Here is a 25,069-nt window from a genome sequence, read left to right as displayed (position 1 = left end):
GGGGGTAGTAATTAATTATGTCGGAAGAAGCTGTAACCCAACAGCAACAGGTAATCAGACCAGGCCAGTGCCCGCCAGAAGGATGTCCACCACCTACACGCATTGAATGCATTGTAGTAGATAAAGTTTACGATAGTTGCTTCCAAGTGGAAAGCCGGACCCGGGATACCACAGTAACTACTGGGATCGGCGGTGAATTTGCCACAGGTACTTTTACCGTGGGCCAGGCCATACCTTGTAGCCTTACGCCCAATCAATCTATCTCCTGTAACGTCATAAATAAGCAACCTACTACAGGCGGGTTCGCAAATCTTACTCTGGTAGTTTCTGTACCTATTACCCTGACTAATCCCAACGCACCTACCGAAACCGCCAATAGAGTATTTACCTTTACGAAGATTGTTACCCTCTGCGCACCCGATGGGGTCACGGTAGACTGCAGCGAAAGCACCTTGCTCTTTTGCAATTGCGTAGTATCCGCCGTGGGTGTTGGCACCATAACTGTAACTTGTGACTTCCAAGTTTGTGTAGTAATTAAAACCTTGCTCACTGTACAACTCCTGGTCCCTAGCTATGGTTTCTGTGTACCGGCACCTTGTGTGGTGGCTCCTGGCGTGTGCCCGCCTTCTCCACCACCCCAATGCTTCTAAGACTAAAAAAGCACCGTCTCCTTGACGGTGCTTTTTTAGTCTCTATTTGGGTTTTTCATTCCTGGTTACACGCTTAAGGCTCAACGCAAGCTCCTTTAAGCTACTTAAAGGATCAGGTACACGAAGGGCAGGGAAAGTATTGCTAGATAGAATAGAGGGGGGTAATTCTGCCGGGCTATAAGGCTCGAAATAATAGATGGGCCCGTCACCTGGAGGAGCTAAAGGATTGCTACCCCAATGCCTAGGCCGGCGCTTAAGTTTAGCTTCGGTTAAAGGCAACTCCAGCCTAGGCGTTTCCTTATCAAGTTGTTTTTCTCCGTTATGGCTAACTTCTTTCACCTCCTCTTCCTGGGGCTCTTTTTCGTTAGATTTCATTTCTGCTGCATATTCTTGACCTTCCTCCTGCACCTCCTCAAAATCCTGGCTTTTTTGCCTTTCCAAAGGAGATGCCCTCTCTCCCGTTTCTAACGCTAACGATACTATGGCTTCTTGGTTATTTTCTACCATACCATTTATGTCCTGGTTAACTTCAGTAGGCTCTTCCTTCCTGCTAGGTAATAACTGTCCTACACCTTCTCTTCTAGCCGAACAGCTACATATGGAATCATCTCCAGCTCCTTGGTATAAACCCTTGAAGTAACGAGTTATCCCTTCGACAATCCTGTTTTCCAGGCCATTGCCTACAACCTCCAAAATCCGAGAGCCATGTAATTCTAGCAATATAGCAGGTACATCGCTATCCTGTAAAAGCCTAAAGTAGGTAGGCCGGATTATATGTTCCCATTTCCTGGCCAGGGAATAATTAATCCTATCTCTATTTAGGAGCATTTCTTGAACGATAGCGGCGATAATCCCCAGGCTCTCCTCTGCTTTTTTAAAAGAATGGAAAAACCTTAAAGTGGGTTCCAGATATGTTTTATCTAAAGAACGATCCGCTATGATTAAAAGTAAATTAGCCTGCCATAGACGGAAAAGCTTACCATCGCTGGACTTAGGAGGCAATCCTAGTACCCGGAAGCTACGCTTATCTAAAGCTACACCTAACCTTTCTAGAAAACCTTGGAGAGATGGATCAGGTGCGCCTAGCGCTCTAAGAATAATAGTCATGTTCAATTCTTTTCCCTCCTAGCTATGAAGATTGACCATTAATAGCATATTGAACAGGGGAAGGGGAATGTGAACAAATAACGGCATAAAATAAAGAGAGCAAATCCATCCGGAGGTGACGGGTTCGTGAGCTTTTATATAAACGAGATTAAGGCTTTGATGGGTTCTGGGAAGTGGGGTAGCCAGGAGGCTACTGTTACCCTTATCATTACCAACATGAAAAGTGACGAAGATACCCGAAAATTAGTAAATACTTTGCAAACCCTTCCGGGTGTAAGTAGCGTGGTACCTTTCCTCAGCCACCGGCGCCTTATGATTACCTATAATTCCTCGCAAATAACCCTAGAAACTATAGGTTACCATATCACCAAGCTAGGTTACCACTACATTCATAAGATATGAAAGACTTGTTAGCGGAAGGGCCCGGGGGGCCCTTCTTCTTAAAAAAATTGACAGGATAGCTAAAGTAATGTAAGGTAAAGTTGAAAATTTGACCTTAGGAGGCTGACATGCGTTTAGGAGCTCACTTATCTATTGCGCAGGGGCTACCTCAAGCTGTATTGATGGCTAAACGGATCGGTGCCAACACCTTCCAGTACTTCACCCGTAATCCCCGGGGTGGCCGTGCTCGACAAATAGGGGAAACAGAAATAAAGGAATGGCTGGAAGAAAGAGCCAGAAACGATATATACCCAGTAGTAGCCCATCTTCCTTATACAGTTAACTTGGCTGCCCCTCCTGGAAAACTGCGGGACTTTGCAGCTTCGGTTCTCCAGGAAGACCTAGAACGAGTAAAACTAATAGGCGGAGAGTATATCGTAACCCACCCGGGTAGGCATAAGGGAGATGCAGCAGAAGCCTTAACACGTTTGGCGGCCATTATACAGGAAAATGTCCTGGAAGGCCAGGAGCATGGTCCCATGTTGCTTTTGGAAACCATGGCCGGGCAAACAGGTGAATTGGGAAGCCTCGACGAACTCCGTCAGGTTTTGGATCTCCTGGATTGGCCTCCTCAAGTAGGGATATGCCTGGATTCTGCACATCTCTTCGCCGCTGGCTGGAATTTGAAAAGCTCTGCAGGCTGTGATGACCTAGTAGCTGCCCTGGAGGATAAATTTGGGCTAGAACGGATCAAAGTGTTCCACCTAAACGACTCCTTAGCCCCTTTAGGGAGTAACCGCGACCGTCATGCCTGTATCGGTGAAGGAGAATTGGGAGAAGAGGGCATCAGCGCCATCATAAATCATCCTTTCCTGGGCTCCCTCCCTATGATTTTAGAGACTACAGTAGAAAAATACGAGGACTATGGAAAGGAAATAGCTAGGGTTCTCAGTCTTTGTAGGCAAAGGGCCGAAGAGATATAAGCCTTCAAGGGCAGCAAAGGAATCCTATTGACAGCGGCTTTTGAAAGAGGCTCACCGGCCCTGGCGTGAGAGCCCTTGGTACTTTAAAGAAGACCAGCGGCATTGCTAGTTCCCACTTGGAGTTGACACTACCCAATCAACCTAAACTCTACTTGACAGCATCAGCGACTCGGGGTAAATCTTTGCCAGGGTTATTATTTCGGACTGCCGTCAACGATATTTAAGACTGGTAGTCGCGACTTTTAAGGGCCGGAGGGATTGATTTTGGGAGAAGACGCCAAGTATGTTATCGTCCGGTACGAGACACTCCTTAAGGAGATGTGGTCGGAGTCGGCAAAATACCTGGGAATACTTTCCACTAATCTACTGGTAGAACGAGTAGTTTGGGAACTGTCTCAAGAGTACCCGGCTGTCCAACTTCTCAAGTACGGTCCAGATGGTATATCTTGCGCTCAAATATTGACAAGCGTAGAGAAGGACTTTAATGATGTTGAGGAGATGTTTATGAGGTTTATTACCAGATATGTTTCCATCCTGGCAAAGTTATTGGGTCACGAGAGGGCAGAGGAGATCAGGAAAAAGATAGTCACAGTGTCCGGTGGTACTTGCTGATTTAGGGAGGGGCGAAAAAATTATGGTCAGGCTGGTCACGGGGATAAAAAATCTCGACCATATCCTTGAGGGAGGAATCCCGGCCTATTCTATAAATATTGTTTCCGGTGCCCCCGGTAGCGGTAAAACGATTTTCGTCCAAAACATTATATTCAACTGTGCCAGGCAGGGAATGAAGACCCTGTATTTAACTACTATATCGGAATCTCAATTTAAGATGGTGCGGAACCTGGAAAACTTTCGTTTCTTCCAAGACGAATTACTGGGTGATAAGATCGTATACGACGATCTGGGCATGATACTACGCACACAAGGTGCCAGTCAGGCTCTCCAGTATTTAGGCGACTTGATTAAAAAATACCTACCAAATATAGTCGTCATCGATAGTATAAAGGTTATTAGGGATTTATTTCCGGATGAGAAGAATTTTCGCATGTTCCTATTTGACTTGGCCGCTACCCTATCCGTATGGGAGATAACCTCTTTCCTCATTGGAGAATACGAAGAGCAGGAGCTTACGCGTCTTAGCGAGTTTGCTATCGCTGATGGGATTTTTCACTTGTATGGCCAGGAAGAAAAACGTTTCCAGAAACGGTATATGCGTATCTTAAAAATGAGGGGCACTAGTTACCAACAAGGCGAACACCTCTTTCAGATTAGTTCAAACGGGATAGAAGTTTTTCCCCGAATGAAACCGGAAGGAGAAGAGCTTCATTATGAAATCAAGCACGGGAGAAAAAAGTTTGGTATTCTACAGCTGGATGAAATGCTGGGGGGTGGCCTGCGAGAGGGTACAATTACCTTGGTTTCCGGCGCAACGGGCTCTGGCAAGACCCTTTTGGCCTTAAAGTTTTTGATAGAAGGGGCTTATCGCGGGGAACAAGGTGTATTTGTGTCCTTCGAGGAATCAGCGGGACAGTTACAAAGTACTGCTAGCCAACTGGGGTGGGATATAAGCAAGTTCTTACACAGTGGTCAATTAGATATCAGGTTTATTTCTCCGGTGGAGCTAGACGTAGATAAACACGCCTTCGAGATAATGGAAATGATAAAAGAAAAAAGCGTAGAAAGGTTTGTTATAGACAGCATTTCCTCTTTTGAGAACAGCGTCTCTGACTTAAAGAAGTATAAAGACTATCTCTGGGCAATCGGACAACTTCTGCGTAAGCAGCATGTTACTTCTATATTCACTTCGCTAAATGAGAACCCGTTTTCTTCTCTTATCGTGTCGAAATCTCAAATATCTCTTATCGCGGACAATATTATTTTCTTACGTTACGTAGAAGACCGCGCGGGCATAAGGAAAGTACTTGGAATATTAAAGGCTCGCGGTAGCAACCACGATAAGGACTTAAGAGAGTATGAAATAACGTCAAGCGGCATAAATATCCTGGGCAAGCTGGACAAACCTGATATGCTGAGGTAAGGTGGTAGTCCAATTGGCCAATAACCTGTTGCTCACTCTTTCAGTAAGATACTGGCAGGAATTTCAAGATACTCTGTCCAAAGTCATGGATGCTAATATTTATATCTTTGATGCCCAGGGTAACCCTTTTTCTCAATTTAGCCTGCCTATTAAGTTGTGCCGAGAGATAAACAAAGGGAAAACGGTTACAGACAGCACTTGTCTAGATTTTTATAGGACAACTTTTAATCAATTAAAGGACCGAGAACTTCTTACCTGCTCCCGAGGTATTAAGCTGTGCGTATACCGTCTGGGTAACTACATGCAACACCTGGGATACATGATCGTGACCCTTGACACGGGGACAGCACCTTTCGACCGGGAAAAGGAAATGATATTAAATGCCAAGGCCTATAACACTTACCGCGCCGTTAACGAAGTTCTTAGTGCCCTTTTAGAAAAGAATTTGTTAGGTTTGCAGCGTCTCGAGCTCAACAGCATTTATGAAATCAGCCGCTTGATGACCTCTATTACCGAACTAGATAAAGTATTAGACCTCATCACCAACTCCCTCGTGATAATCTATCAGGCGGACCTGTGCTTCGTGGGCCTAAGGATGGGGGACAAAATAAGGATTGCTCAAGCTAAGGGTGAGTCCGGACACCTATTGGGAGGAAAAGAGTGGACTTTACTCCACCCAGTTATCGAGCGCGTATTTTCTCAAATAGAGCCCTCCATGCTGACGGCAGATGAACTAAGAACACTAACTGGCGTCTCCCACTTGGAAGTTTCCTCGCACAGCGAAATTATCTTGTACCCTCTATGGACTGCTCTGGGAATAGTGGGGCTCCTGGGTATAGTGGTACCTATGTCGTTAGGGGAAAATGGGAAAAGAAACTTGCAAATCTACGCTAATTTTGCTGCTATAGCACTGGCTAATGCGACCCTTATTAGCCGGCTGGAAGAAGCGGCTAAGACTGATTTTCTAACCGGTTTCTTAAACAAGCGGGCCCTCGGGTTTGCCTTAGTTGAGGAACTTCAGCGAGCAGCTACATATGGCTATCCGGTGTCTGTCATATTTATAGATCTCGACGACTTCAAGTCTTACAATGATACCTTTGGTCACCTAGCGGGCGACGTTGTCCTCCAAAAGGTAGCAGAAATAATAAAGAGCTGTATAAGGGTTACAGATATCGCCTGTCGCCATGGTGGTGAAGAATTCGTGATTATTCTCCCGGGTACGGACAATGAAAACGCTTTGAAGGTAGCTAAAAGGATACTGAATTCCTTGCAAAACCATCCTTTCCCTCACCGGCGGATTACAGCAAGTATAGGTGTCGCCACCTTAAGAGAAGATGATACGATTGACTCTCTTCTACGAAGGTCCGATGAAGCTTGCTATATGGCTAAAAAGTTGGGCAAGAACCGGGTCTACAACAGTACGTGAAGTCCGGAAGAATAATTTTCCTGCTGGACAGGTCTCTCCTGGAGGGCCTAGACCTGCTTGTTGAAGCTACGAAAAAACTCAAAAATCATAAGAGAAAAATATGCGGCAGCGGTCTGGATATCCAATATAAAACCCCCTCCTCAGGGCCACCGCCCTCGCTAAGGGGGTTAGAACGGCTAAACCCTAGTATTTTTTAAAGGCTGGTAGCCCTACGGGGATTCGAACCCCGGTTTCCGCCGTGAGAGGGCGGCGTCCTAGTCCACTAGACGATAGGGCCCCATGCGGGGTTAATTATATCATGTTTACCCTATTTCGTCAATCCTCGGCGGGCCTGAGTGTCACCGGACTGTGATATTGTCAGGGTGAAATCCATCTGTGAAAATGCCAGTATGAGCAGGGAGAGGATTACTTTGTCACAGCCGGAACTAAATCGCATTCAAGTCTTAGAATAAACTTTGGGAGGGTTGATTACCACTTAGTTATGCGGCCTTAGTTCTTGGCCTAAGTGAGCGGCACCTCTATAGGCTCAAGGCCAGGTTGCGAGAGCACGGGCCCGCTTCCTTGGCCCACGGAAATCGAGTTCGTAAGCCGGCCCACACTATTCCAGAAGTTATCCGCCAACAAGTGGTCCCACTCGCTCAAACTAAATATTGGGGGTGGGTGTCAACTTCTCAGCTTTTAAGCCTTTGTAATTCATTTTTTCATCTTTTGGAGACAGCTAAAGCACCCTTGCAGTAGGGTAAAATCTGATCTACCCCCACAATTAAAGGCCAGTCAAGATGTAGTCCACCCACCCGAGTAAAGGCAACCTTATCTCGGTTCCAACCGTTCCAGCTAAGAAGCGGCCTTATGCTTGTAGGAAAGAAAAGATAATCTCCTTGAGGCCGGGTCCAAGAGCCCTCTTCCCCTTTAATGGAGAAAGTAAATTGGCCGTGCACTGTCCAGCAGAGGAGATGATTAGCCCTACTACTTAAGAGAAGGGGATAGCTATCTGGTATCCCTAAAGTATCCCCTACGACATGGGTTGTTACTTGAGACCTACTATTGGCTGTTATGTACCAGTATAGTTGGTATTCTTCTCCCTGGGGTTCCCAAACAAAAGAGTGAATCTCAAAACTGCTCTTGGAACTATTTGTAAAGTAAACATAACACTTAACTTCCTGGGGTCCCTCGAGCAAAAGGGCAGGGGAGGACCAATCTCCTCCCTGATAAAAGGCATAAAATATTTTCTTTACGTTTTGTTTTATCTCCTCCCAGCAGAGAAAGAGATATTCTTCTCCCCACAGTTGAATACGTAAAGGTTCCCCATACAATCTAAAAGGAAGGTTTTTCATAAACCATTGTTTATGGTAACGGATAAGGTGTACCACTTCCCCTAGTAAGCCCAATAAAATATGTCTCTTTCCAGTATTATCCACCACTAAACCGTATAAATTTCCGCAACCCTGAACAGGGAGAGGTAAGCTACACCAGCGTTGTCCCTCCCAATAAGAGTAAATGTACTGGTTACCTATTGATTTAAGCAATAAGTGCAAGTAGCCTTTCTTATCTATAGCCCCTAGAAAAGAGGAAATACCTTCCAAGGGACGACCTACTAGGGTATAAGTATAAGCAAGTGTCCCTCCCCAGGAATATATCTTCCATATATCACCATCTGGGGTCGTAAATAGAAACATGGGTTTATATTTAATATTCACCTGCCTAACCTAATAAAAAAATAATCAGGGAAACTAGAGTATATGCTAAAAGGATAATAAGTTTTAAGATATCAATTACAAAGAAGAGGCCTTCTACCTTTGAGTTTTTATATTCTTGCATAAGGACAGGAAAATATAGGAGATATATAACAGGAAAACATAAAATTGACGAAAAAAGGAGGGGCTTACCCCTGAGGGCTCGCCTGCTCCTTGGGTTGGAAGAAGAAACGGGCTAGCAGAGCACCGTGTAACAAGCCCATGGGGTAAGCTAACCATGCGAGCCAGCGCAACCAACCTCTCTGGGGTTTAGGAGTCATCATTGCTGCACGAGCTCGGAACACAGTTATCCCTCCCGCTTATAGTATTTGTCAACATAATTCCTTCTATTTAGGAATCAATTTCCAGGCTACAACAATTAAGGTTACAGCGATTAAATTTTTAAAAGATGCCCATACTATAACAAGGTAGTTGAACGTAAACACCAAACCTGGACAACTAAAAGAGCAAATTAGATAAAAAAGCCATATAACTTACAAGCTAAAGCATGCAATTATTATAAGCCAATGTATTGTATTATAAACCAACGCAAACTATAACAAAAGGAGCATAGTTTAACTTTATGAGAAAAAGATTCCGGTTAAGCCGTGAGGGACCAAATCAAGATAGGCGTAGTAAGATACATGCTCGGGAATGGCATAATATCCGCGGTAATCAAATTATAGTTGATCCAGAAAGGGGCCCAGAAAACAAATAAGGGGCTTTTATTTTTATCTTCCTTTGTTAACATAATACTTATTATCGGAAGTTATTAAAAAAGAGGAGAGGTCTTTTTTAGCACTTAAGAACCCCCTTCTTCCCCCTTTTTTAAAACCGCTTTAAAGGTGCGTTACCTCTTGCGCTGCTAAGAGAAGGCCTATCTTAGTATAAGGTAGGGATATACCACCCTGGAGAAACACAGTGTATGGCGGTCGGAGGGGAGCATCAGCACTTAATTCGAGGGAAGCTCCTTGTATAAAAGTTCCACCGGCCATAATTATAGGATCCTCATATCCTGGTAAAAGAGCGGGTTCAGGGATGTTATAGGTCTCCACAGGAGACCCTTTTTGCAATCCCCGGCAAAAGGCTAACAACGCCTGTTCATTACCTAAAGTGATGGCCTGAACTATATCATGGCGTTCCTCTTCTGGCAAAGGATCTACGGGATATCCAAGCCTCTGGAAAAAAAGGGCCGCCAAGACAGCACCTTTAAGGGCTTGCTCTACGGCTAGCGGGGCCAAGAAAAGGCCCTGGAAAAAAAGACGTTTTCCAGAAAAAGCCCCTATTTCCCGTCCCAGGCCAGGAGCTGTAAGATAATATGAAACCTCCTCCACAAGTTCCTTCCTTCCCACTATATACCCTCCGCCTGGTGCCAGAGTCCCACCTGGATTTTTTATAAGGGATCCCGCCACCAGGTCCGCACCTGCTGCACAAGGTTCCTCTACTTCCACCAATTCTCCATAGCAATTATCTACCAAACATAGGGTACGGGGGTAAGCTTCTTTGATAACCCTTATCACTTGCCTTATGGTATTCACACCCAGAGCAGGCCGATTATAATATCCCCGGGAACGCTGGATGAAACATATCCGTGGTTTCAGGCGTTCCACTTGTTGCGCCAGAGTTTCTAGATCTGGCTGGCCTTCAGGAGTTAACTGAACTTCAGCGTAACGTACCCCACGGTCCACCAGACTACCCCTTACAGGCCGGTTTAAGCCAATCACTGTAGCCAAAGTATCATAAGGTCTGCCACACGCCGCAAGCAGCGTATCCCCAGGACGTAAAAGGGCATGGAGGCAAAGGCTTAAGGCATGGGTACCTGACACAATCTGGGGTCTAACTAACGCTTCTTCTCCTTGAAAAATAATTGCAAAAAGCTTTTCTAGAACATCCCGCCCTAGATCTCCATATCCATAACCTGTAGAATCCTGGAAGTGAAAATCGCTAATACCTACCTCTTGAAAGGCTTTAAGAACCCTATAATGATTTAAAGCACTTATTTCTTCTATCCGGCGAAATAGCCCACGCTCCCTAGCTTCCCTTTCGGCCTTGAACATTTCCTCCACTAGCCAGGGCTCTACTGTAAAGTAAGCCAGGATATGTTCCCTTCCTTTCACCTACTCCCTTCACTCCCTTAACAATCACACAAGGATTACGAAGCATTATTATAGCAGATCTGGAAGCGCTCCTTAAGATGGGGTTTGTCTAAAGTCTCTAGCCAATCCAGGTTTCTGTAGTTACCTAGGACCCCTACCAGATCTTCCTTTGTGATAGTCATGAGTTCTTCCCGCGTAAGGTGCGTTTTCTGCAATAATCTTAAAGCTTGTTTGCGCATAGCCTTTTCCACAATATTCCTTACTAGCCGAGCATTACCGTTGTAGCGATGACCAAAAATAGCCTCCCGTCGTAAGATACGTTCTAATTCTAGCCTAGCCTCTACTGTTAGATAATACTGCCTATCCTGGAACATCAGCTCAGCTATGCTGATAAGTTCGGGCACTGAATAATCAGGAAATTCTAGGTGAATGGGGAAACGGGAACGTAGGCCTGGATTAGTCTCTAAAAAGTATTCCATCTCTTCTTTATAGCCGGCCAGAATCAAAATGAGATTATCTCGGTGATCCTCCATACCCTTTACGAGTACATCTATAGCCTCGCGGCCAAAATCCCTTTCCCCTCCCCTGGCCAAGGAATAAGCCTCATCGATGAAAAGTATACCTCCTAAGGCCTTGCGCATTTGTTCTCGGGTCTTATGGGCAGTGTGGCCAATATATTCGCCCACCAAGTCAGCACGTTCTACCTCCACCAAGTGCCCCTGGGATAAGATCCCCATTTCTTTAAAAATGCGACCTAAAAGACGCGCTACTGTACTTTTGCCCGTCCCTGGGTTACCCTTGAAAATCATATGCAGGGCCATAGGAGAAGAGACAAGCCCTTCCTCCTGCCTCCTCTTTTGTATCTCTACATATGCTCCTATTTCTTTGATCAATTCCTTAACAGGTAATAGCCCCACTAGTCTGTCTAGCTCTTGTAAAAGAGCCTCTAGTTTTTGTGACGAAGTTCCTGTGGCACGCAAGCCTCCTCGATTACCTACCTTGCCTGGTGCAAACCCTATCTTAACCTGCATCCTGCCCACCCCCATACAAAAAATATATGCTGGGGGTACCCCAGGCTAACGTCGACCTTAACCTTTTAGCTTAAAGGTATAGCAATTGGTGTCCTGGCACTCATCGGCATTCATCCCCACGATATCAATTTTTTCTGCTGAACATTTATTGCCTTCTTTCCAATATTGACAACTATTTACTATACAGGTTACTGAAGGATAAGGTTCTGTCCCTGGCAAAAAGGTGTTGGCCAAAACGCCCCCCCAGTTCACATTATCCAGGGATCCTAAGGTATTCGCTAATCCCCGTCGCTGATGAAAAGTTTTGCATTGGGTGTGCTCAACATTCTGGGCCATTCTCCCTTCTTCTTCATGGGTAATATCGATATTTTGGGCTCCACATAGATCGCCCTTAAGCCAATGGGTACAAGTGTTTACCACACATTTCACTTGGGGACCAGCCATACTTCCCTACCCTACCTCCTTAAAATGTACTTCCAAAAAGTCTTTATGCTAGTGTGGTCCTTTGAGCGCTAGCTTATGCTCCCTGTCAGGTCTATAAAAAATTTTAAGCCCCCCTTGTTGGGGAGCCATTTTACTTTAAAAGTTTTTAGGTATTCGCCGACTCACTTTCCGTTCTAAACGTTAAGCTCACTGGCCGGTGGGGCATTATAGTGGAGATGGCGTGCTTATACACCATCTGCTGTTTGCCTTCAGAATCTAGTAGAACAGTAAAATTATCGAAACCCCGTACTGTCCCCCGCAGCTGGAACCCGTTAACAAGGTAGACAGTCACGGGTACATTTTCCTTCCTAATCTGGTTTAAAAAAACATCCTGCAAGTTTCCTTGGGTTTTGCTCATTTTTTTCCCTCCAGATTTTAGTATTTTATCTCTAACATAAAGCTTATTCTACGTCAGTACCCAATTGTCCTGCCATCCATGTACTTATGGAGCTAGAAATTTCCTCAAGCTTCCCTGGTTCAACCTCCCACCACTTTATACGCGGGTCCCGCCTAAACCAGGTAAGTTGCCTTTTCGCATATCGCCGGGTATTGCGCTTTAAAAGATATATAGCCTCCTCTAAGGGTATTTCCCCTTGAAGGTAAGCTATTATCTCCTTGTAACCCAAAGCCTGTAAGGCAGGAAGATCGGGACTATAACCTTTAAGCAATAGTCCCCTTACTTCCTCCACTAGCCCAGCTTCCAACATTTGATCTACCCTTCGGTTTATGCGCTCATAAAGTAGCTCCCGGTCCATCTTCAAGCCTGCCAAAGCCAACCTATAAGGGGATTCCTGCTTTCCCCTTTTCCAAGTAATAGATAAAGGCTGTCCAGTTAACTCATAAAATTCCAAAGCACGGATAATCCGGCGTTGGTCATGGGGGTGGATACGCTGCGCTGCCTCTTTATCTACCTCTTGTAAAAGACGGTAGAGGTAACCAAGACCGCGCTCTTTAGCCTCCTCTTTTAACCTAGCCCGCAAAGAACTATCCCTAGCACCGGGAATAAACACATAAGGATCAATTACAGCCTGAAAATAAAGGCCCGTGCCTCCCACTAAAAGGGGTAACCGACCCCGGGCATGAATGTCTGCAATTACCTTTCTAGCTAATTTCTGGTAATCAGCCACGCTAAAGGGTTCATCGGGATCTACTATATCTATAAGGTGATGAGGGATAGAAACCCCTGTTTTACTTATACGCTGATGTGGAAGAAGTTTAGCTGTACCAATATCGAGGCCCCTGTAAACCTGGGTAGAATCCACAGAAACTATCTCTGCTTTGAGCCTTGCGGCTACTTCTAAAGCTATTTCTGATTTACCTACAGCGGTAGGACCTACTATAGCGCCTACAGGTGGCCTCTTATCCACCCCTTTTTCCAAAGATAATAGCTCCTCCTTGTCCTATGGTAGCCGACCGACTAAAATACTTATCTAGCTCTTCAGCTTTAATTTTTACAATAGCTGGACGACCATGGGGGCAGGTGTAAGGATGAAAGCTTTGGGCTAGCTCCTTTATCAAGTTTTCCATTTCTTGTTTTGATAAGCCCTGGCCAGCCTTTATAGCTCCATGGCAGGCTATAACTTTAAGCAAGGTCTCCTCCATCTCGGGGGAAGCCTCGCTCCATCCTTTACTTAAAAGCTCCTCTAGTACCTCTACTTCTTTACCCGGTGGAGTACCGTAGGGAACCTCCCTCAATAAAAAAGTATTAGTACCGAAGGGTTCTATCTTAAAGCCTAAGTGTTCCCATATAGAACGCCCAGATAGTAATTCTAAAGCAATAGAGGCATTGAACCTTAAGATGCGGGGTGGCTCTAGAATCTGGCCCGGCCTTTCCAACTTACTCCATCGCTCTTTTAGCTTTTGAAACCTTATCCTTTCATGGGCAGCATGCTGATCTATTATGTATAACCCATCTGGCCCCTCAGCCAGTATATAGGTATTAAACACCTGGCCGACAAGATGCAAAGGAGGTAAAGTTTCTGCTGGCTCCTTTCTATGCTCTTCTATTATATCCTCCTGGGGTTTACATCCCTGAACTTCCTGAGATTCTAACTTATATGGATAAAAACCGAGGCTTTCCTGCTCCGCTATCTGCCAAATATCGGCAATAATACGGGAACGGCTAGAATCAGTAGATAAATTGGTATGTACAGCCGGCGCCACGGCTTGAGGATTGTCCAAAGCTTGGCGCAAAGATTGCCCCAAGTTCCTGGCCAATATCTCTTCCTCCTTTATGCGTATGATCAACTTGGCTGGATGTACGTTTACATCTAGCCAACTGGGGGGCAAAGATAAGTGTAAGATAAAAATCGGGTACCGATCAGTCGGGATAAGGCTGGTATAGATCCCTTCAATTTCACGTGTTAGAACTTTGCTCATTATATACCGGCCATTTACAATCAATATCTGATAATGCCGGCTGGAGCGGTGCAACCAAGGAGGCGAAAGGAAACCTTGGTAAGAAGCTCCTTCTAATTGTCCCTGAACAAATAGCAAGTTCTGGCCCAGTTCCAGGCCCCAGACAGCAGTTATTGTAGAACGCAGGTCGTTATTACCAGGGGTGGCTAGGACACGGCGTCCATCTACTAAAAGCTGGAAAGCAACCTCTGGATGAGCCAAGGCTAGACGTTCCACTACCGCCACTACCTTGGCTGCCTCCCTGGCCGGCCCCTTTAAAAAACGCCTCCTAGCAGGGGTATTAAAAAATAGATCAGTGACAGTAACTGTGGTACCTTCGGGGCAACCGGCTTCCTCTATTCCCTGCTCATGACCGCCTTCTATCCGGATTTTACTTCCCCAGGGCAATCCCCGAGCCCGGGTTACCATTTCTACCCGGGCTACAGCCGCAATACTAGGAAGGGCCTCGCCCCGAAAGCCTAAGGTCTTTAAGGAAAATAGGTCTTCTACATGCCGTATTTTGCTCGTGGCATGACGGGCAAAGGCTAGCCTGGCTTCCTCCGCCTCCATCCCCCACCCATCATCTTGGACTCGAATGTATTTTTTCCCTCCCTCTTTAATTTCTACCACTATACGTTTAGCCTGGGCATCCAGAGCATTTTCTATTAACTCTTTAACTACAGAAGACGGGCTCTCTACTACTTCTCCCGCCGCAATCTTCGAGGCAGTCTCTGGATCTAAAATAGCAATACGTGGCCGGGACATGAGCTAGCCTTCACCCCCACCACCTTAGTTGTTGCTCATCGCGAACCACTTTCTTCCGGGCGGCAAGCTTCTTTTGCCAGTTAAAAATAGCCTGCATAGCTTCTAAGGGTGTTTTGTTAAAGAGATTGTAATTTTCCAGTTCCTTTAATACCTCTGCCTCGATAGCCGTCCTCCTGGACTTAGGAGGCTGCTCTTCTGGGCTCCGGGTCACCGGCTCCGGTTCCAACACTTCTCCTTGAGCCCTAAGCAAAATCCTATAGTCCTCTTGCAGACCTTCCTGAACCTTCTTCCCACTCCCCTTTTCTCCTTCTTGATAAATACCTTTAAGGAGTTCTTCTGCCCGCCGGATTAGATCTTCGGGCAACCCGGCTAGCCTAGCCACATGGATCCCGTAGCTTTTATCCGTTCCCCCGGGTATTATGGTGTGGAGAAATAGGATATCTTTCCCCTGCTCTCGAACAGCCACACTATAGTTCTTAACCCCAGGTAGGTACTGTTCTAGTTCTACCAACTCATGGTAATGAGTAGCAAAAAGAGTACGGGCACCTATACGGTCATGGATATATTCTACTACAGCCCGGGCTATGCTCAAACCGTCGGTGGTGCTAGTCCCCCGTCCTACTTCATCTAGTATAATGAGGCTACGGCGGGTGGCCCGGCTCAAGATATAGGCCACCTCCCGCATCTCCACCATGAAGGTACTCTGGCCGGCAAAAAGATCATCAGCAGCACCCACCCGGGTAAAAATCCCGTCTACTAAACCTATCCGGGCCCAGCTAGCTGGTACAAAACTCCCCACCTGAGCGAGCAACACTATCAAGGCTACCTGGCGGATATAAGTGGATTTGCCGGCCATGTTAGGCCCAGTAATAATGTGCAGACGCTGCCTTCCGCAATCTAGAAAAGTATCGTTGGGGACGAAGTTTCCCCCCTCCCCTACCCTTTCTAACATCGGGTGGCGGCCCTGGCGAATTTCGATCACTTCCCCCTCATCTACCACTGGACAAGTATAGTTGTACTCGGCGGCTACAGAGGCTAAGGAGTAAAGGGCATCTAGGACTCCTAGGGCTTTGGCTGTAGCCTGAATCCGAGGTAATACAGCCAACACCTGGGAACGGAGTTCCTGAAACAGTTCATATTCCAGTTCTACCAGCCTTTCCTCGGCTCCCAGGACCTGCTGTTCGAGTTCCTTTAAACGAGGGGTAATAAAACGCTCGGCATTAGCTAGGGTTTGTTTCCTTTCGTAATCTGCCGGGACTAAGGATAAATTAGGGCGAGTAACCTCTATGTAATACCCGAAGACCCGATTAAAACCTACTTTCAGGGATTTGATACCCGTACGCTCCCTTTCCTCGTTTTCCAGTTCAGCTATCCACTCCCGGCCATGGGTAATCGCTTCCCGTAGGCGGTCTACCTCGGGATGGTAGCCAGGCCGGATGAGCCCCCCTTCCTTTACACCCGCTGGCGGTTCCTCCACCAAAGCCCGGGCTATAAGATCGGTGATTTCAGGTATGGCATCTAGCTCTTTAGTTACATCCTTAAGGAGGGGCGCCTTCGCTTCCTTTAGAGCTTCCTTAAGGGGGGTAACAACCTCCAGGGAATGGCGCAGGGCCTGTAATTCCCTACCTCCTGCCGTACCATAGGCCACGCGTCCGGCAAGCCTTTCCAGATCCTTTACCTTCTTAAGAAAACCTTCCACCTTCTGGCGTAGGATAAAATTATCTACCAACTCCTTAACTGCTTCCTGCCTTTCCCGGATGGCCTCCAGTTTAACTAAGGGCCGTTCCAGCCATCGCTTTAAGGTCCGGCCGCCCATGGCCGTAGCCGTCCGATCCAGTACCCAAAGAAGGGAGCCCCGGCGGCCCGCCTCCCGGCCAGCTAAAAAAAGCTCCAAATTCCTCCGCGTGGCCTGATCAAGGGCCATATAAGCTATATCTTCCACCAAAGAAGGGGGCTTTAAATGGGGGAGGGTATTTTTCTGGGTGGCCAAAAGGTAGCTCAAAAGTAGGCTACAGGCAGCCAAAGCTTCCCCCTTAGCTTCTAGTTGCCATTGGGAGCCGAAACGTTCCCTTAAAAGTTGTAACCCTACGTCAGGCTCTAAACCCTCATCCCAGGGTGTAAAAACACCAGAATACCAGGTTTGAAGTCTTTTAACTATATCAGTTTTCCCTAACCAATAGGAAGGCAAAAGGCACTCTGCTGGATTAAGGCGCGCTAGTTCGTCAGCTAACTCTAAAAAAGAAGCGCAATATTTCACATGAAATTCGCCGGTAGAGACATCAGCCCAGGCTAAGCCATAACATTCCCCTTGGGGTACCACTGCAGCCAAGAAGTTGTTACCCTTCTCCGGTAACACTTTATCATCTGTAATGGTACCGGGGGTTATTATCCGTACCACTTCCCGCCTTACTAGGCCTTTAGCCAAGCGGGGATCCTCCATCTGCTCACAGATGGCCACCTTGTACCCTTTGGCCACCAACCTGGCAATGTAACCATCGGCAGCGTGGTAGGGTACCCCGCACATGGGCGGCGCATTTTCCCCGGATTCCCTGGAAGTTAGAACCAAGCCCAGCTCTTGGGAGGCTACTATGGCATCCTCAAAAAACATCTCATAAAAATCGCCTAAGCGAAAAAACAAAATGGCCTCTTTATGCTGTTCTTTAAGCTCTCTATATTGCTGCATCATAGGGGTAAGGGATTGTCCCTCATTTCGCTTCATGACGCAACTTCCCCTTTAAGGAGGAAGGTTTGGGCTTGGGTGATTTTTACCTTGACGAGTTTCCCCACCAGATCTTCTGGCCCTGGAAAAATCACCAACTTGTTAGTCCGGGTACGCCCGCTTAACTTCTCGGGATCCGTTTCGCTGGGGCCTTCCACTAAAACTTCCAACTCTTGGCCTACCAAAGCTTCATTTTTGACCCGGCTTATCCTGTTCTGGACCTCCATCAGCCTATAGAGGCGCTCCTTCTTTACTTCTAGGGGCAACTGCCCAGGTAAAGTAGCAGCTACTGTTCCCTTCCGGGGAGAAAACATAAAGGTAAAGGCGTTATCAAACTGTACTTGTTCCACCAGGTCTAAGGTGTCCTGAAAATCGTCTTCTGTTTCCCCAGGGAAGCCTACGATGAGATCCGTGGTTATGCTTATTCCAGGTATATACTGGCGTAAGGTCTTTACCAATTCCAGGTAATACTCCCGGGTATACCCGCGATTCATAAGTTCCAAGACTCGATTGCTCCCGGCTTGGACAGGGAGATGAACATGTTCACAAACCTTGTCCAGCCGGCTAATGGTTTCCACCAACTTAAGGGTAAAATCGCGGGGATGAGAAGTCATATAACGTATCCTCTGGAGGCCTGGAATAGCATTGACTCTTTCTAAAAGATTACCGAAGTCAACACCGTCTTCCAGATCCTTACCATAGGAGTTAACGTTCTGGCCCAGGAGCATTACCTCCAAGACCCCGTCGGCTACCAAGGCTTTAATCTCTTCTATTATATCTTCTGGCCTCCGGCTACGCTCCCGCCCCCGCACATAAGGCACAATACAATAAGTGCAAAAATTGTTACAGCCGTAACTAATGGTCACCAGGGCCTTGGCCCCGTGAGCGCGACGAAGGGGTAACCCTTCTACTACAGGCCCTTCTTTTTCCCATATAACGGCCACAGGCCTTCGCTCTTCTTCTACTTTCTTAAGAAGCTGGGGTAGCTCATGGAGGTTATGGGTACCATATATTAAATCTACATGGGGTGCCTTTTCCCTCATTTTTTCAGCGGCACCGGGTTGCTGGGTCATACACCCTCCTACCGCAATAACCAAATCTGGCTTTTTACTTTTAAGGCGGGCCAGCTGCCCCAAGCGACCATATACCTTGTTTTCGGCCTTCTCGCGTACACAGCATGTATGCAAAACAATAACATCAGCCTCTTCCATGGCCGGTGCCTTGTAGTAGCCAGCCTCTTCCAAAAGGCCAGCGATAATCTCGCCATCCCTCTCATTCATTTGACAACCGTAGACCTTAATCCAGTAGCTTTTCACTGGAGAGTTTCCTCCTACTAGATTTTTTAAATTTACCATACCATAATTATAACGTGCTTTTTCCTCCTGCCAAAGAAAAAGGCTTCTTCAATTTGGAAGAAGCCTTATATCTCCAAGTCCTTAACCGAACTAGCTATCCTAGTTTGATGGCTACCCTTTAGGTTAAGGCAAGATTTTTAATGTAAGGATTTCTTGTCTATATCCGGCTTGGGCTGGAACAGGTCTTGCATACCTTCACTTTGTTCGTCCCCCATGAGGTCTTCTATAGATAAAGTATAAGCAGCTACCTTTTCAGTAATGTATAACGGTGCGTTTGTCCGGAGAGCCAGGGCAATGGCATCGCTAGGCCGGGCATCTACCACTACTTCTTTACCCTGGTGGTTTAGGTAGAGCTCAGCATAATAAGTCCCATCCCTTATGTCCTGGACTAGCACACGTTCCACCTTGGCTCCCAGGCTCTCGCAGAGGGACCGCAGCAGGTCGTGGGTCATGGGCCGTGGGGTTAGGATCCCCTGCAAGGCCATGGCAATAGCCTGGGCCTCAAAGGGACCTACCCAGATGGGGAGGACTTGGGATTCCTCCTGGTCCACCAGTAACACCACTGGGCTCATGCTTTGGTCCAGGACAATCTGCTTTACCTTGACAGGTATAAGCATACAACCCACCTCCCTGCCCCTTCACCTTACACCCAAAGGGATAGGCCCGTAACCTCATCATACACCCTCTCGGGCGGTGCCGGTAAAAGCAACTCCTGGATGAACACTTCACCGGCGAAGACCACCGTACCCTCTACCAGGTGGCCTCCCCACGCTTTCCCCTCTTTATCCATAAAAGTTACATGCGCATGAACAAAAGGTTTACCATCACGCAAACTTATATTACCCGATCCAGATAAGATCTCCATAGGTTCCTCTAAACTCAGAGTAACAAATTCTTTACGATCCTGCAAGTAGTAAGCTACCCTGGCTTTCTGGACACCCCCTAGGAAATGTAACCATCCAAAGCGGATATCATTTTCTTCTACCATCGCCTGCAAAGCCTTTAGCAGATCACACCCATACGCTAAACGGAAGGCCAAAACACGTCCCGGCTTAGCTTCCCACTTCTTAACATATAGATTCTCCATTTCTCTCTAACCTCCTGCTTACCTCACATTTAAACACGGGTTAAATTATATTTCTTGCTCCCCATTCCTATCTCCTCTGCATAAGCAAGCAACCTCGTCCCATCATATCCAGTGAGGGCCAAAAACTTGTCCCCTGCTTTTCCCTTCTCTTCTAGGATGCTTCCTGGTAAAACCGGCTGGGCGTTCACCAGGTCTAGGCTAGCTTGATCTAAAGCTACAGGATCGTAGGAAGCTAAAATCCCTACATCAGGCACTATAGGGGCATCGTTCCAGGAATTACAGTCACAATCAGGTGATACATGCATTACGAAATTAAAGAAAGCTACTTTATTAATTTTATTCTTAAGGGCACCGTAAGCGTACTCCACCATCTTCTCTTGCAAAACTTCCGGCTCGGACTTAAAGTTTGGTTTTATGGCCTTGCGGGGACAAGTTACTGTACATTCTCCGCAACCTATACACTTTTCCGGATCAATTGAAGCCTTATGCTGTACAGTAATCGCCCCGGCAGGGCACCATTCCTGGCAACGTCCACAGCCCGTGCACTTTTCTTCCGTTACCACAGGGAGGACATCCGAATGCATCATCTGCTTGCCGCTGGGGCTTGCACACCCCATAGCTAAATTTTTTAATGTCCCCCCAAAGCTAGCCAGCTCATGGCCCTTAAAATGGGTTAAAACCACGAGAGCATCGGCATGATATATAGCGCTAGCGATCTTTACTTCTTTAAACCGCTTGAGGTTTATAGGTACATTTATATAATCTTTTCCCCTTAGTCCATCGGCAATAATGACCGGTGCGCCTACCACGGCATAAACGAAACCGTGTTCTATAGCTGTCTCTAAATGATCAACTGCGTTGGAACGTGAACCCACATATAGGGTATTAGTATCGGTTAAAAAGGGCTTGCCCCCCTGCTGGCGTATTAATTCCACTACCCTGCGGACCAAGGCAGGATGGATATAGGCTAGATTGCCCCTCTCCCCAAAATGGATCTTTATGGCTACCAGATCTCCGTTGGATATAATTTTATCAAAACCCGCCCTACGCCAAAGCCTCTCCACTTTATCTGCTAGGTTCTTGCCCTTTTCAGTACGCATATCCGCCCAGAAAACTTCAGCTACCATCTCTCCCTCTCCTTCTCCTCTCTTCTTAAAAGCTGCCCTATTTCCGGTTTCTATATCCGGTAGTTAGGGGCTTCTTTAGTAATTATAACATCATGTGGATGGCTTTCCCTAAGCCCAGCTTGGGTTATACGGATAAAACGCGCCTTTTCCTGCAGTTCAGGGATGGAGCGGGTCCCTAAATACCCCATACCCGCTTTAAGTCCCCCAACAAGCTGGAAAAGAGTTTCAGCTACCGGGCCCTTATAGGGAACCCGGCCCTCGATACCTTCCGGCACCAGTTTATCCGCTTCCTCTTGGAAATACCGATCCTTACTACCCTCCTTCATAGCTCCTAGAGAACCCATGCCACGGTAGGTTTTAAAACTCCTGCCTTGGTAAATTTCGATCTCGCCAGGGCTTTCTTCGGTACCAGCCAAAAGGCTACCGATCATTACTGTGCTTGCCCCAGCAGCTAAGGCTTTAGTAATATCACCCGAGTACTTAATCCCACCATCGGCGATAATGGGTACCCCTTTCTTCCGCGCCACCTGGGCGCAATCTAAAATGGCTGTAAGCTGGGGAACACCTATACCCGCTATAACTCTGGTAGTACATATGGAACCAGGCCCTACGCCCACCTTCACGGCGTCCACCCCAGCTTCAATGAGGGCCAAAGCCCCTTCTTTTGTAGCCACATTTCCCCCTACCACTTGTAAGTCAGGGTATTTTTGCTTTATGGCTGCCACCGTACGTAGCACATTCTCGGAATGACCATGGGCTGTATCCACCACTATCACATCTACACCGGCGGCCACCAAAGCTTCTACCCGTTCCATGGTTTCTTTACTTACCCCTACGGCCGCAGCTACCAGAAGCCTACCCTTGCTATCCTTGGCCGAATTGGGGTATTTGCGGGCCTTCTCAATATCCTTTATGGTAATAAGCCCCTTGAGATTGAAGTTTTCATCCACCAGGGGCAATTTTTCGATCTTATAACGTCGCAAAATCTCTTTAGCCTGTTCTAAGGTTGTCCCCACTGGTGCCGTAACCAGATTCTCTTTGGTCATCACTTCCCTTATAGGCCGGCTATAATCCTCTTCAAACCGGATATCGCGATTAGTGATAATACCTACTAATTTACCCTTTTCAGTAATAGGAACACCAGATATATGATAATGCTCCATAATCTTTACTGCTTCGCCAATGGTATGGTCTGGGCTTAAGGAAATAGGGTCAGTTATAACCCCATGTTCGGATCTCTTAACCCGGTCCACTTCTTTGGCCTGGCGTTCAATGGACATGTTCTTATGAATAACCCCGATCCCGCCTTCCCGGGCCATGGCAATAGCCATCCTGGCTTCCGTTACTGTATCCATGCCAGCGCTAGCGATGGGAATATTGAGTCTAACCCCGCGGGTGAAGTAAGAGCTCACATCCACTTCCCGCGGGAGTACAGCCGAAAAAGCTGGTACCAAAAGGACATCATCAAAGGTAAGGCCCTCTCCGATAATCTTATCTTCTGACAAACCATCCCCTCCTCCCCAAAGCCTAAAATAGTTATTGCCTATTATAGATCACTCTGGGAAGGAAGACAAGGCAACCTGTACCTCCACTTCATCTCTACTTCATCTCCACTTCATCTCCCTTTTTCGAACAAAATACCATAAACCCCCAATTAGTTTAATAACGCCTAAATAGCTCGCATACTCTACTCCAACCGCATCTCAAATCCTTTCTAGGGAATTCGCCTTGAAAAAGAAAAACTCCTGCCTCGAAGGGCTAATAAAAATCCTCGGGTAACCCGAGGACCTAGCTATTTGCTGTTCCTATGTCTGTTGTTCTTCCATCTTCCCCTCCCGTCCTACTAAACTCCTACAATCTTCCTAGTATTCTCTTCCACTTCCTTGGGGTCCCTCTTTACCCGTGCTACCCCGCTCTCCATGGCCGCGCGAGCCACCGCCGCAGCTACAGCAGGAGCTACCCTGGAATCAAATACATCCGTGATGATAAAATCAGGACCCAACCTCTCTTCGTCCACCAGGGCTGCCAGGGCATGGGCCGCAGCTATCTTCATCTTCTCATTTATGTCCCGTGCCCGTACATCTAGCGCCCCCCTTAAAACCCCAGGAAAAGCTAAAACGTTGTTTATCTGATTGGGAAAGTCCGAACGGCCAGTCCCCACTACCTTGGCCCCCGCTAACTTGGCTTCCTCAGGATATATCTCAGGAACAGGATTGGCCATGGCCAGCACTATAGCGTCTTTGGCCATGCTCCTTACCATATCCTGGGTTACCGCTCCACCTACCGATAATCCTATGAAAACATCGGCGCCCTTTAGGGCTTCAGGCAAAGTCTTGGCTCCTTCCCGGTTAGTCTTATGGGCTATCTCTTCTTTGTAAGGGTTCATCCCTTCTAGTCGGCCTCTATAAAGGGCCCCCTTGCTGTCGCAAAGAATTATATCCCCTGCTCCCATGTCTAAAAGAAGCTTGGTCACCGCAATGCCGGCTGCGCCGGCACCATTGATGACAACCTTTACCTCAGCCATCTTTTTTTCTACTACTTTAAGGGCATTGATTAAGGCAGCAGCTACTACTATGGCTGTACCGTGCTGGTCGTCGTGGAAGATGGGTATGTCCGTCTCTTTTTTAAGGCGCTCTTCTATGGCGAAACAGCGGGGGGCGGATATGTCTTCCAGGTTAACTCCACCTATGGTGGGGGAAATTAGCTTTACGGTCTCTACTATTTTGTCTACGTCTTTGGTGGCAAGACACAAGGGGAAGGCGTCTACGCCAGCAAAGGTTTTAAAGAGCACGCATTTTCCTTCCATGACAGGTAAAGCGGCTTCTGGGCCTATGTCTCCTAGGCCTAGTACAGCGCTTCCATCGGTGACTACGGCTATGAGGTTGCCCCGGGAGGTGTATTCCCATACGAGTTCTTTGTTCTGGTGGATCTCTTTGCAGGGTTCGGCCACTCCGGGGGTGTAGGCCAGGCTTAGGTCTTCCCGGTTTTTGACCGCTACTTTGCTCTGGATGGCGATTTTCCCTTTGTTTTCCTTGTGCAGGGTTAGGGCTTTAGTGCGAAGGTCCATTTATGTATTCCCTCCTAAAATCTCGAAAATAATTTTGAAGGAGCAATCCTTTCCCTTCCTTGTTTTTAGGTGTCTAGTCTGTATCGTGCCTTCCCCTCAAGATAAGCGTTGTTACCACGGCAGTCGATACCGACTATCAGGGGAAAATCTTCCACTTCTAGCCGGTAGATGGCTTCTGGGCCTAAGTCTTCGTAAGCCACTACCTCGGCTTTTTTAATTTTTTGCGCGAGAAGGGCTCCGGCACCCCCTATAGCTAAGAAATATACTGCCCCTTTTTCTTCCATGGCTTCAATAACTTCCTGGCTGCGGCTGCCCTTACCTATCATGCCCTTTAGGCCCAGTTCCCGGATTAAGAGAGGGGTATAGGGGTCCATCCGGCCGCTGGTGGTGGGACCCGCTGAACCGATCACTTTCCCCGGTTTAGCTGGGCAGGGTCCTACGTAGTAGATAATTTGGTTTTCTAAGTTTATAGGCAGCTTCTCTCCTGCCAGATAGGCCTCCACTAGTCTTTTGTGGGCCGCGTCCCGGGCTGTATAGATTACGCCACTTAGGCTTACCCTTTCCCCAGCTTTAAGTTCTTGTATAATCTCAGGGTTAAGAGGCGTGGTAATCCTTTTCATGCCA

Annotated in this window: 24 protein-coding genes and 1 tRNA gene; 7 read left to right on the top strand and 18 right to left on the bottom strand. The window is 47.1% G+C overall.

The window, feature by feature from the left end; genetic code table 11:
* The first annotated feature begins 17 nt into the window (after positions 1-17).
* Positions 18-650 carry a hypothetical protein gene (locus B9A14_RS09630; RefSeq protein ID WP_084665490.1) on the top strand — a complete coding sequence of 211 codons (633 nt, stop codon included), beginning with the start codon at positions 18-20 and terminating at the stop codon, positions 648-650.
* Positions 651-692: 42 nt separating this feature from the next.
* On the opposite strand, the gene B9A14_RS09625 is transcribed toward B9A14_RS09630, so the two are convergent.
* On the bottom strand, positions 693-1,763 hold the full coding sequence (locus tag B9A14_RS09625; protein WP_157109903.1) for a hypothetical protein: 1,071 nt from the start codon (positions 1,761-1,763) through the stop codon (positions 693-695).
* Between the two features lie 120 nt (positions 1,764-1,883).
* Between B9A14_RS09625 and B9A14_RS09620 the strand changes: the two genes are divergently transcribed.
* The 5 genes from B9A14_RS09620 (at position 1,884) to B9A14_RS09600 (ending at position 6,585) form a co-directional block, all read left to right on the top strand.
* Entirely contained in the window at positions 1,884-2,159 is a 276-nt protein-coding gene (locus B9A14_RS09620) for a heavy-metal-associated domain-containing protein (RefSeq protein WP_084665488.1), read from the top strand.
* A gap of 107 nt (positions 2,160-2,266) precedes the next feature.
* Entirely contained in the window at positions 2,267-3,121 is an 855-nt protein-coding gene (locus tag B9A14_RS09615) for a deoxyribonuclease IV (RefSeq protein WP_084665487.1), read from the top strand.
* Positions 3,122-3,385: 264 nt separating this feature from the next.
* Positions 3,386-3,733: a hypothetical protein gene (locus B9A14_RS09610; RefSeq protein ID WP_231967685.1), complete on the top strand. Its 348-nt coding sequence runs from the start codon at positions 3,386-3,388 to the stop codon at positions 3,731-3,733.
* A 22-nt stretch (positions 3,734-3,755) separates the two neighbouring features.
* Positions 3,756-5,159 carry a DUF7125 family protein gene (locus tag B9A14_RS09605; protein WP_084665486.1) on the top strand — a complete coding sequence of 468 codons (1,404 nt, stop codon included), beginning with the start codon at positions 3,756-3,758 and terminating at the stop codon, positions 5,157-5,159.
* A gap of 13 nt (positions 5,160-5,172) precedes the next feature.
* Positions 5,173-6,585 carry a sensor domain-containing diguanylate cyclase gene (locus B9A14_RS09600; RefSeq protein WP_157109902.1) on the top strand — a complete coding sequence of 471 codons (1,413 nt, stop codon included), beginning with the start codon at positions 5,173-5,175 and terminating at the stop codon, positions 6,583-6,585.
* 201 nt (positions 6,586-6,786) lie between these two features.
* On the opposite strand, the gene B9A14_RS09595 is transcribed toward B9A14_RS09600, so the two are convergent.
* Positions 6,787-6,862 (bottom strand) — tRNA-Glu (locus B9A14_RS09595).
* Between the two features lie 260 nt (positions 6,863-7,122).
* On the opposite strand from B9A14_RS09595, the gene B9A14_RS18290 reads away from it, so the two are divergent.
* A complete protein-coding gene (locus B9A14_RS18290; RefSeq protein WP_422938451.1) occupies positions 7,123-7,323 on the top strand; it encodes a hypothetical protein in 201 nt (66 codons plus the stop codon).
* On the opposite strand, the gene B9A14_RS09585 is transcribed toward B9A14_RS18290, so the two are convergent.
* The 16 genes from B9A14_RS09585 to B9A14_RS09515 all read right to left on the bottom strand — a co-directional run bounded on the left by B9A14_RS09585 (position 7,287) and on the right by B9A14_RS09515 (position 25,065).
* Positions 7,287-8,261: a hypothetical protein gene (locus B9A14_RS09585; RefSeq protein WP_084665485.1), complete on the bottom strand. Its 975-nt coding sequence runs from the start codon at positions 8,259-8,261 to the stop codon at positions 7,287-7,289. The two genes, B9A14_RS18290 and B9A14_RS09585, sit on opposite strands and share 37 nt — an antisense overlap.
* A 206-nt stretch (positions 8,262-8,467) precedes the next feature.
* Complete coding sequence (locus B9A14_RS17185) at positions 8,468-8,623, bottom strand: hypothetical protein (RefSeq protein WP_157109901.1); 156 nt, start codon at positions 8,621-8,623, stop codon at positions 8,468-8,470.
* 534 nt (positions 8,624-9,157) lie between these two features.
* Positions 9,158-10,435, bottom strand: coding sequence for a methionine gamma-lyase family protein (locus B9A14_RS09580; RefSeq protein ID WP_231967684.1), 1,278 nt, complete (start codon positions 10,433-10,435; stop codon positions 9,158-9,160).
* Positions 10,436-10,470: 35 nt separating this feature from the next.
* A complete protein-coding gene (locus B9A14_RS09575; RefSeq protein ID WP_231967683.1) occupies positions 10,471-11,445 on the bottom strand; it encodes an AAA family ATPase in 975 nt (324 codons plus the stop codon).
* 57 nt (positions 11,446-11,502) lie between these two features.
* The gene (locus tag B9A14_RS09570; RefSeq protein ID WP_084665483.1) at positions 11,503-11,889 is read right to left on the bottom strand and encodes a DUF1540 domain-containing protein; all 387 of its coding nucleotides are present in this window, start codon (positions 11,887-11,889) and stop codon (positions 11,503-11,505) included.
* A 145-nt stretch (positions 11,890-12,034) separates the two neighbouring features.
* The gene (gene hfq, locus B9A14_RS09565; protein WP_084665482.1) at positions 12,035-12,286 is read right to left on the bottom strand and encodes an RNA chaperone Hfq; all 252 of its coding nucleotides are present in this window, start codon (positions 12,284-12,286) and stop codon (positions 12,035-12,037) included.
* A gap of 43 nt (positions 12,287-12,329) precedes the next feature.
* The gene (gene miaA / locus B9A14_RS09560; protein ID WP_231967681.1) at positions 12,330-13,307 is read right to left on the bottom strand and encodes a tRNA (adenosine(37)-N6)-dimethylallyltransferase MiaA; all 978 of its coding nucleotides are present in this window, start codon (positions 13,305-13,307) and stop codon (positions 12,330-12,332) included.
* Positions 13,288-15,090, bottom strand: a complete 1,803-nt coding sequence (mutL, locus tag B9A14_RS09555; protein WP_084665481.1) for a DNA mismatch repair endonuclease MutL — start codon at positions 15,088-15,090, stop codon at positions 13,288-13,290. Before mutL ends, miaA begins: the two co-directional genes overlap by 20 nt.
* 10 nt (positions 15,091-15,100) lie before the next feature.
* Complete coding sequence (gene mutS / locus B9A14_RS09550) at positions 15,101-17,809, bottom strand: DNA mismatch repair protein MutS (protein WP_084665480.1); 2,709 nt, start codon at positions 17,807-17,809, stop codon at positions 15,101-15,103.
* On the bottom strand, positions 17,806-19,164 hold the full coding sequence (gene miaB / locus B9A14_RS09545) for a tRNA (N6-isopentenyl adenosine(37)-C2)-methylthiotransferase MiaB (protein ID WP_084665479.1): 1,359 nt from the start codon (positions 19,162-19,164) through the stop codon (positions 17,806-17,808). The genes mutS and miaB overlap by 4 nt, the downstream gene beginning before the upstream one ends.
* A gap of 137 nt (positions 19,165-19,301) precedes the next feature.
* Complete coding sequence (locus tag B9A14_RS09540) at positions 19,302-19,781, bottom strand: bifunctional nuclease family protein (protein WP_084665478.1); 480 nt, start codon at positions 19,779-19,781, stop codon at positions 19,302-19,304.
* Between the two features lie 26 nt (positions 19,782-19,807).
* Positions 19,808-20,251 (bottom strand): PPC domain-containing DNA-binding protein, encoded by a 444-nt coding sequence (locus tag B9A14_RS09535; protein WP_084665477.1) that lies wholly within the window; start codon positions 20,249-20,251, stop codon positions 19,808-19,810.
* 29 nt (positions 20,252-20,280) lie between these two features.
* Positions 20,281-21,378: a DUF362 domain-containing protein gene (locus B9A14_RS09530; RefSeq protein ID WP_084665476.1), complete on the bottom strand. Its 1,098-nt coding sequence runs from the start codon at positions 21,376-21,378 to the stop codon at positions 20,281-20,283.
* Positions 21,379-21,428: 50 nt separating this feature from the next.
* A complete protein-coding gene (guaB, locus tag B9A14_RS09525) occupies positions 21,429-22,883 on the bottom strand; it encodes an IMP dehydrogenase (RefSeq protein WP_084665475.1) in 1,455 nt (484 codons plus the stop codon).
* 338 nt (positions 22,884-23,221) lie between these two features.
* Entirely contained in the window at positions 23,222-24,445 is a 1,224-nt protein-coding gene (locus tag B9A14_RS09520) for an NAD(P)-dependent malic enzyme (RefSeq protein ID WP_084665474.1), read from the bottom strand.
* Between the two features lie 65 nt (positions 24,446-24,510).
* Positions 24,511-25,065: a Fe-S-containing hydro-lyase gene (locus tag B9A14_RS09515; RefSeq protein WP_084665473.1), complete on the bottom strand. Its 555-nt coding sequence runs from the start codon at positions 25,063-25,065 to the stop codon at positions 24,511-24,513.
* Positions 25,066-25,069: the final 4 nt, after the last annotated feature.

The sequence above is a fragment of the Thermanaeromonas toyohensis ToBE genome, assembly GCF_900176005.1.
GTDB classification, from domain to species: domain Bacteria; phylum Bacillota; class DSM-521; order Neomoorellales; family Neomoorellaceae; genus Thermanaeromonas; species Thermanaeromonas toyohensis.
The sequence above is the reverse complement of the archived record's forward strand: the minus strand, read 5'-3'. Positions and strand labels throughout refer to the sequence as shown.

What these genes read in the sequence shown, in the direction of transcription:
- B9A14_RS09515 (WP_084665473.1), bottom strand. Translation starts at nt 25,065, where the DNA reads ATGAAAAGGATTACCACGCCTCTTAACCCTGAGATTATACAAGAACTT.
- mutS (WP_084665480.1), bottom strand. Translation starts at nt 17,809, where the DNA reads ATGAAGCGAAATGAGGGACAATCCCTTACCCCTATGATGCAGCAATAT.
- B9A14_RS09570 (WP_084665483.1), bottom strand. Translation starts at nt 11,889, where the DNA reads ATGGCTGGTCCCCAAGTGAAATGTGTGGTAAACACTTGTACCCATTGG.
- B9A14_RS09615 (WP_084665487.1), top strand. Translation starts at nt 2,267, where the DNA reads ATGCGTTTAGGAGCTCACTTATCTATTGCGCAGGGGCTACCTCAAGCT.
- B9A14_RS09520 (WP_084665474.1), bottom strand. Translation starts at nt 24,445, where the DNA reads ATGGACCTTCGCACTAAAGCCCTAACCCTGCACAAGGAAAACAAAGGG.
- B9A14_RS09535 (WP_084665477.1), bottom strand. Translation starts at nt 20,251, where the DNA reads ATGGAGAATCTATATGTTAAGAAGTGGGAAGCTAAGCCGGGACGTGTT.
- mutL (WP_084665481.1), bottom strand. Translation starts at nt 15,090, where the DNA reads ATGTCCCGGCCACGTATTGCTATTTTAGATCCAGAGACTGCCTCGAAG.
- B9A14_RS09585 (WP_084665485.1), bottom strand. Translation starts at nt 8,261, where the DNA reads ATGTTTCTATTTACGACCCCAGATGGTGATATATGGAAGATATATTCC.
- B9A14_RS09530 (WP_084665476.1), bottom strand. Translation starts at nt 21,378, where the DNA reads ATGGTAGCTGAAGTTTTCTGGGCGGATATGCGTACTGAAAAGGGCAAG.
- B9A14_RS09605 (WP_084665486.1), top strand. Translation starts at nt 3,756, where the DNA reads ATGGTCAGGCTGGTCACGGGGATAAAAAATCTCGACCATATCCTTGAG.
- B9A14_RS09540 (WP_084665478.1), bottom strand. Translation starts at nt 19,781, where the DNA reads ATGCTTATACCTGTCAAGGTAAAGCAGATTGTCCTGGACCAAAGCATG.
- B9A14_RS09630 (WP_084665490.1), top strand. Translation starts at nt 18, where the DNA reads ATGTCGGAAGAAGCTGTAACCCAACAGCAACAGGTAATCAGACCAGGC.
- miaB (WP_084665479.1), bottom strand. Translation starts at nt 19,164, where the DNA reads ATGGTAAATTTAAAAAATCTAGTAGGAGGAAACTCTCCAGTGAAAAGC.
- B9A14_RS09575 (WP_231967683.1), bottom strand. Translation starts at nt 11,445, where the DNA reads ATGCAGGTTAAGATAGGGTTTGCACCAGGCAAGGTAGGTAATCGAGGA.
- hfq (WP_084665482.1), bottom strand. Translation starts at nt 12,286, where the DNA reads ATGAGCAAAACCCAAGGAAACTTGCAGGATGTTTTTTTAAACCAGATT.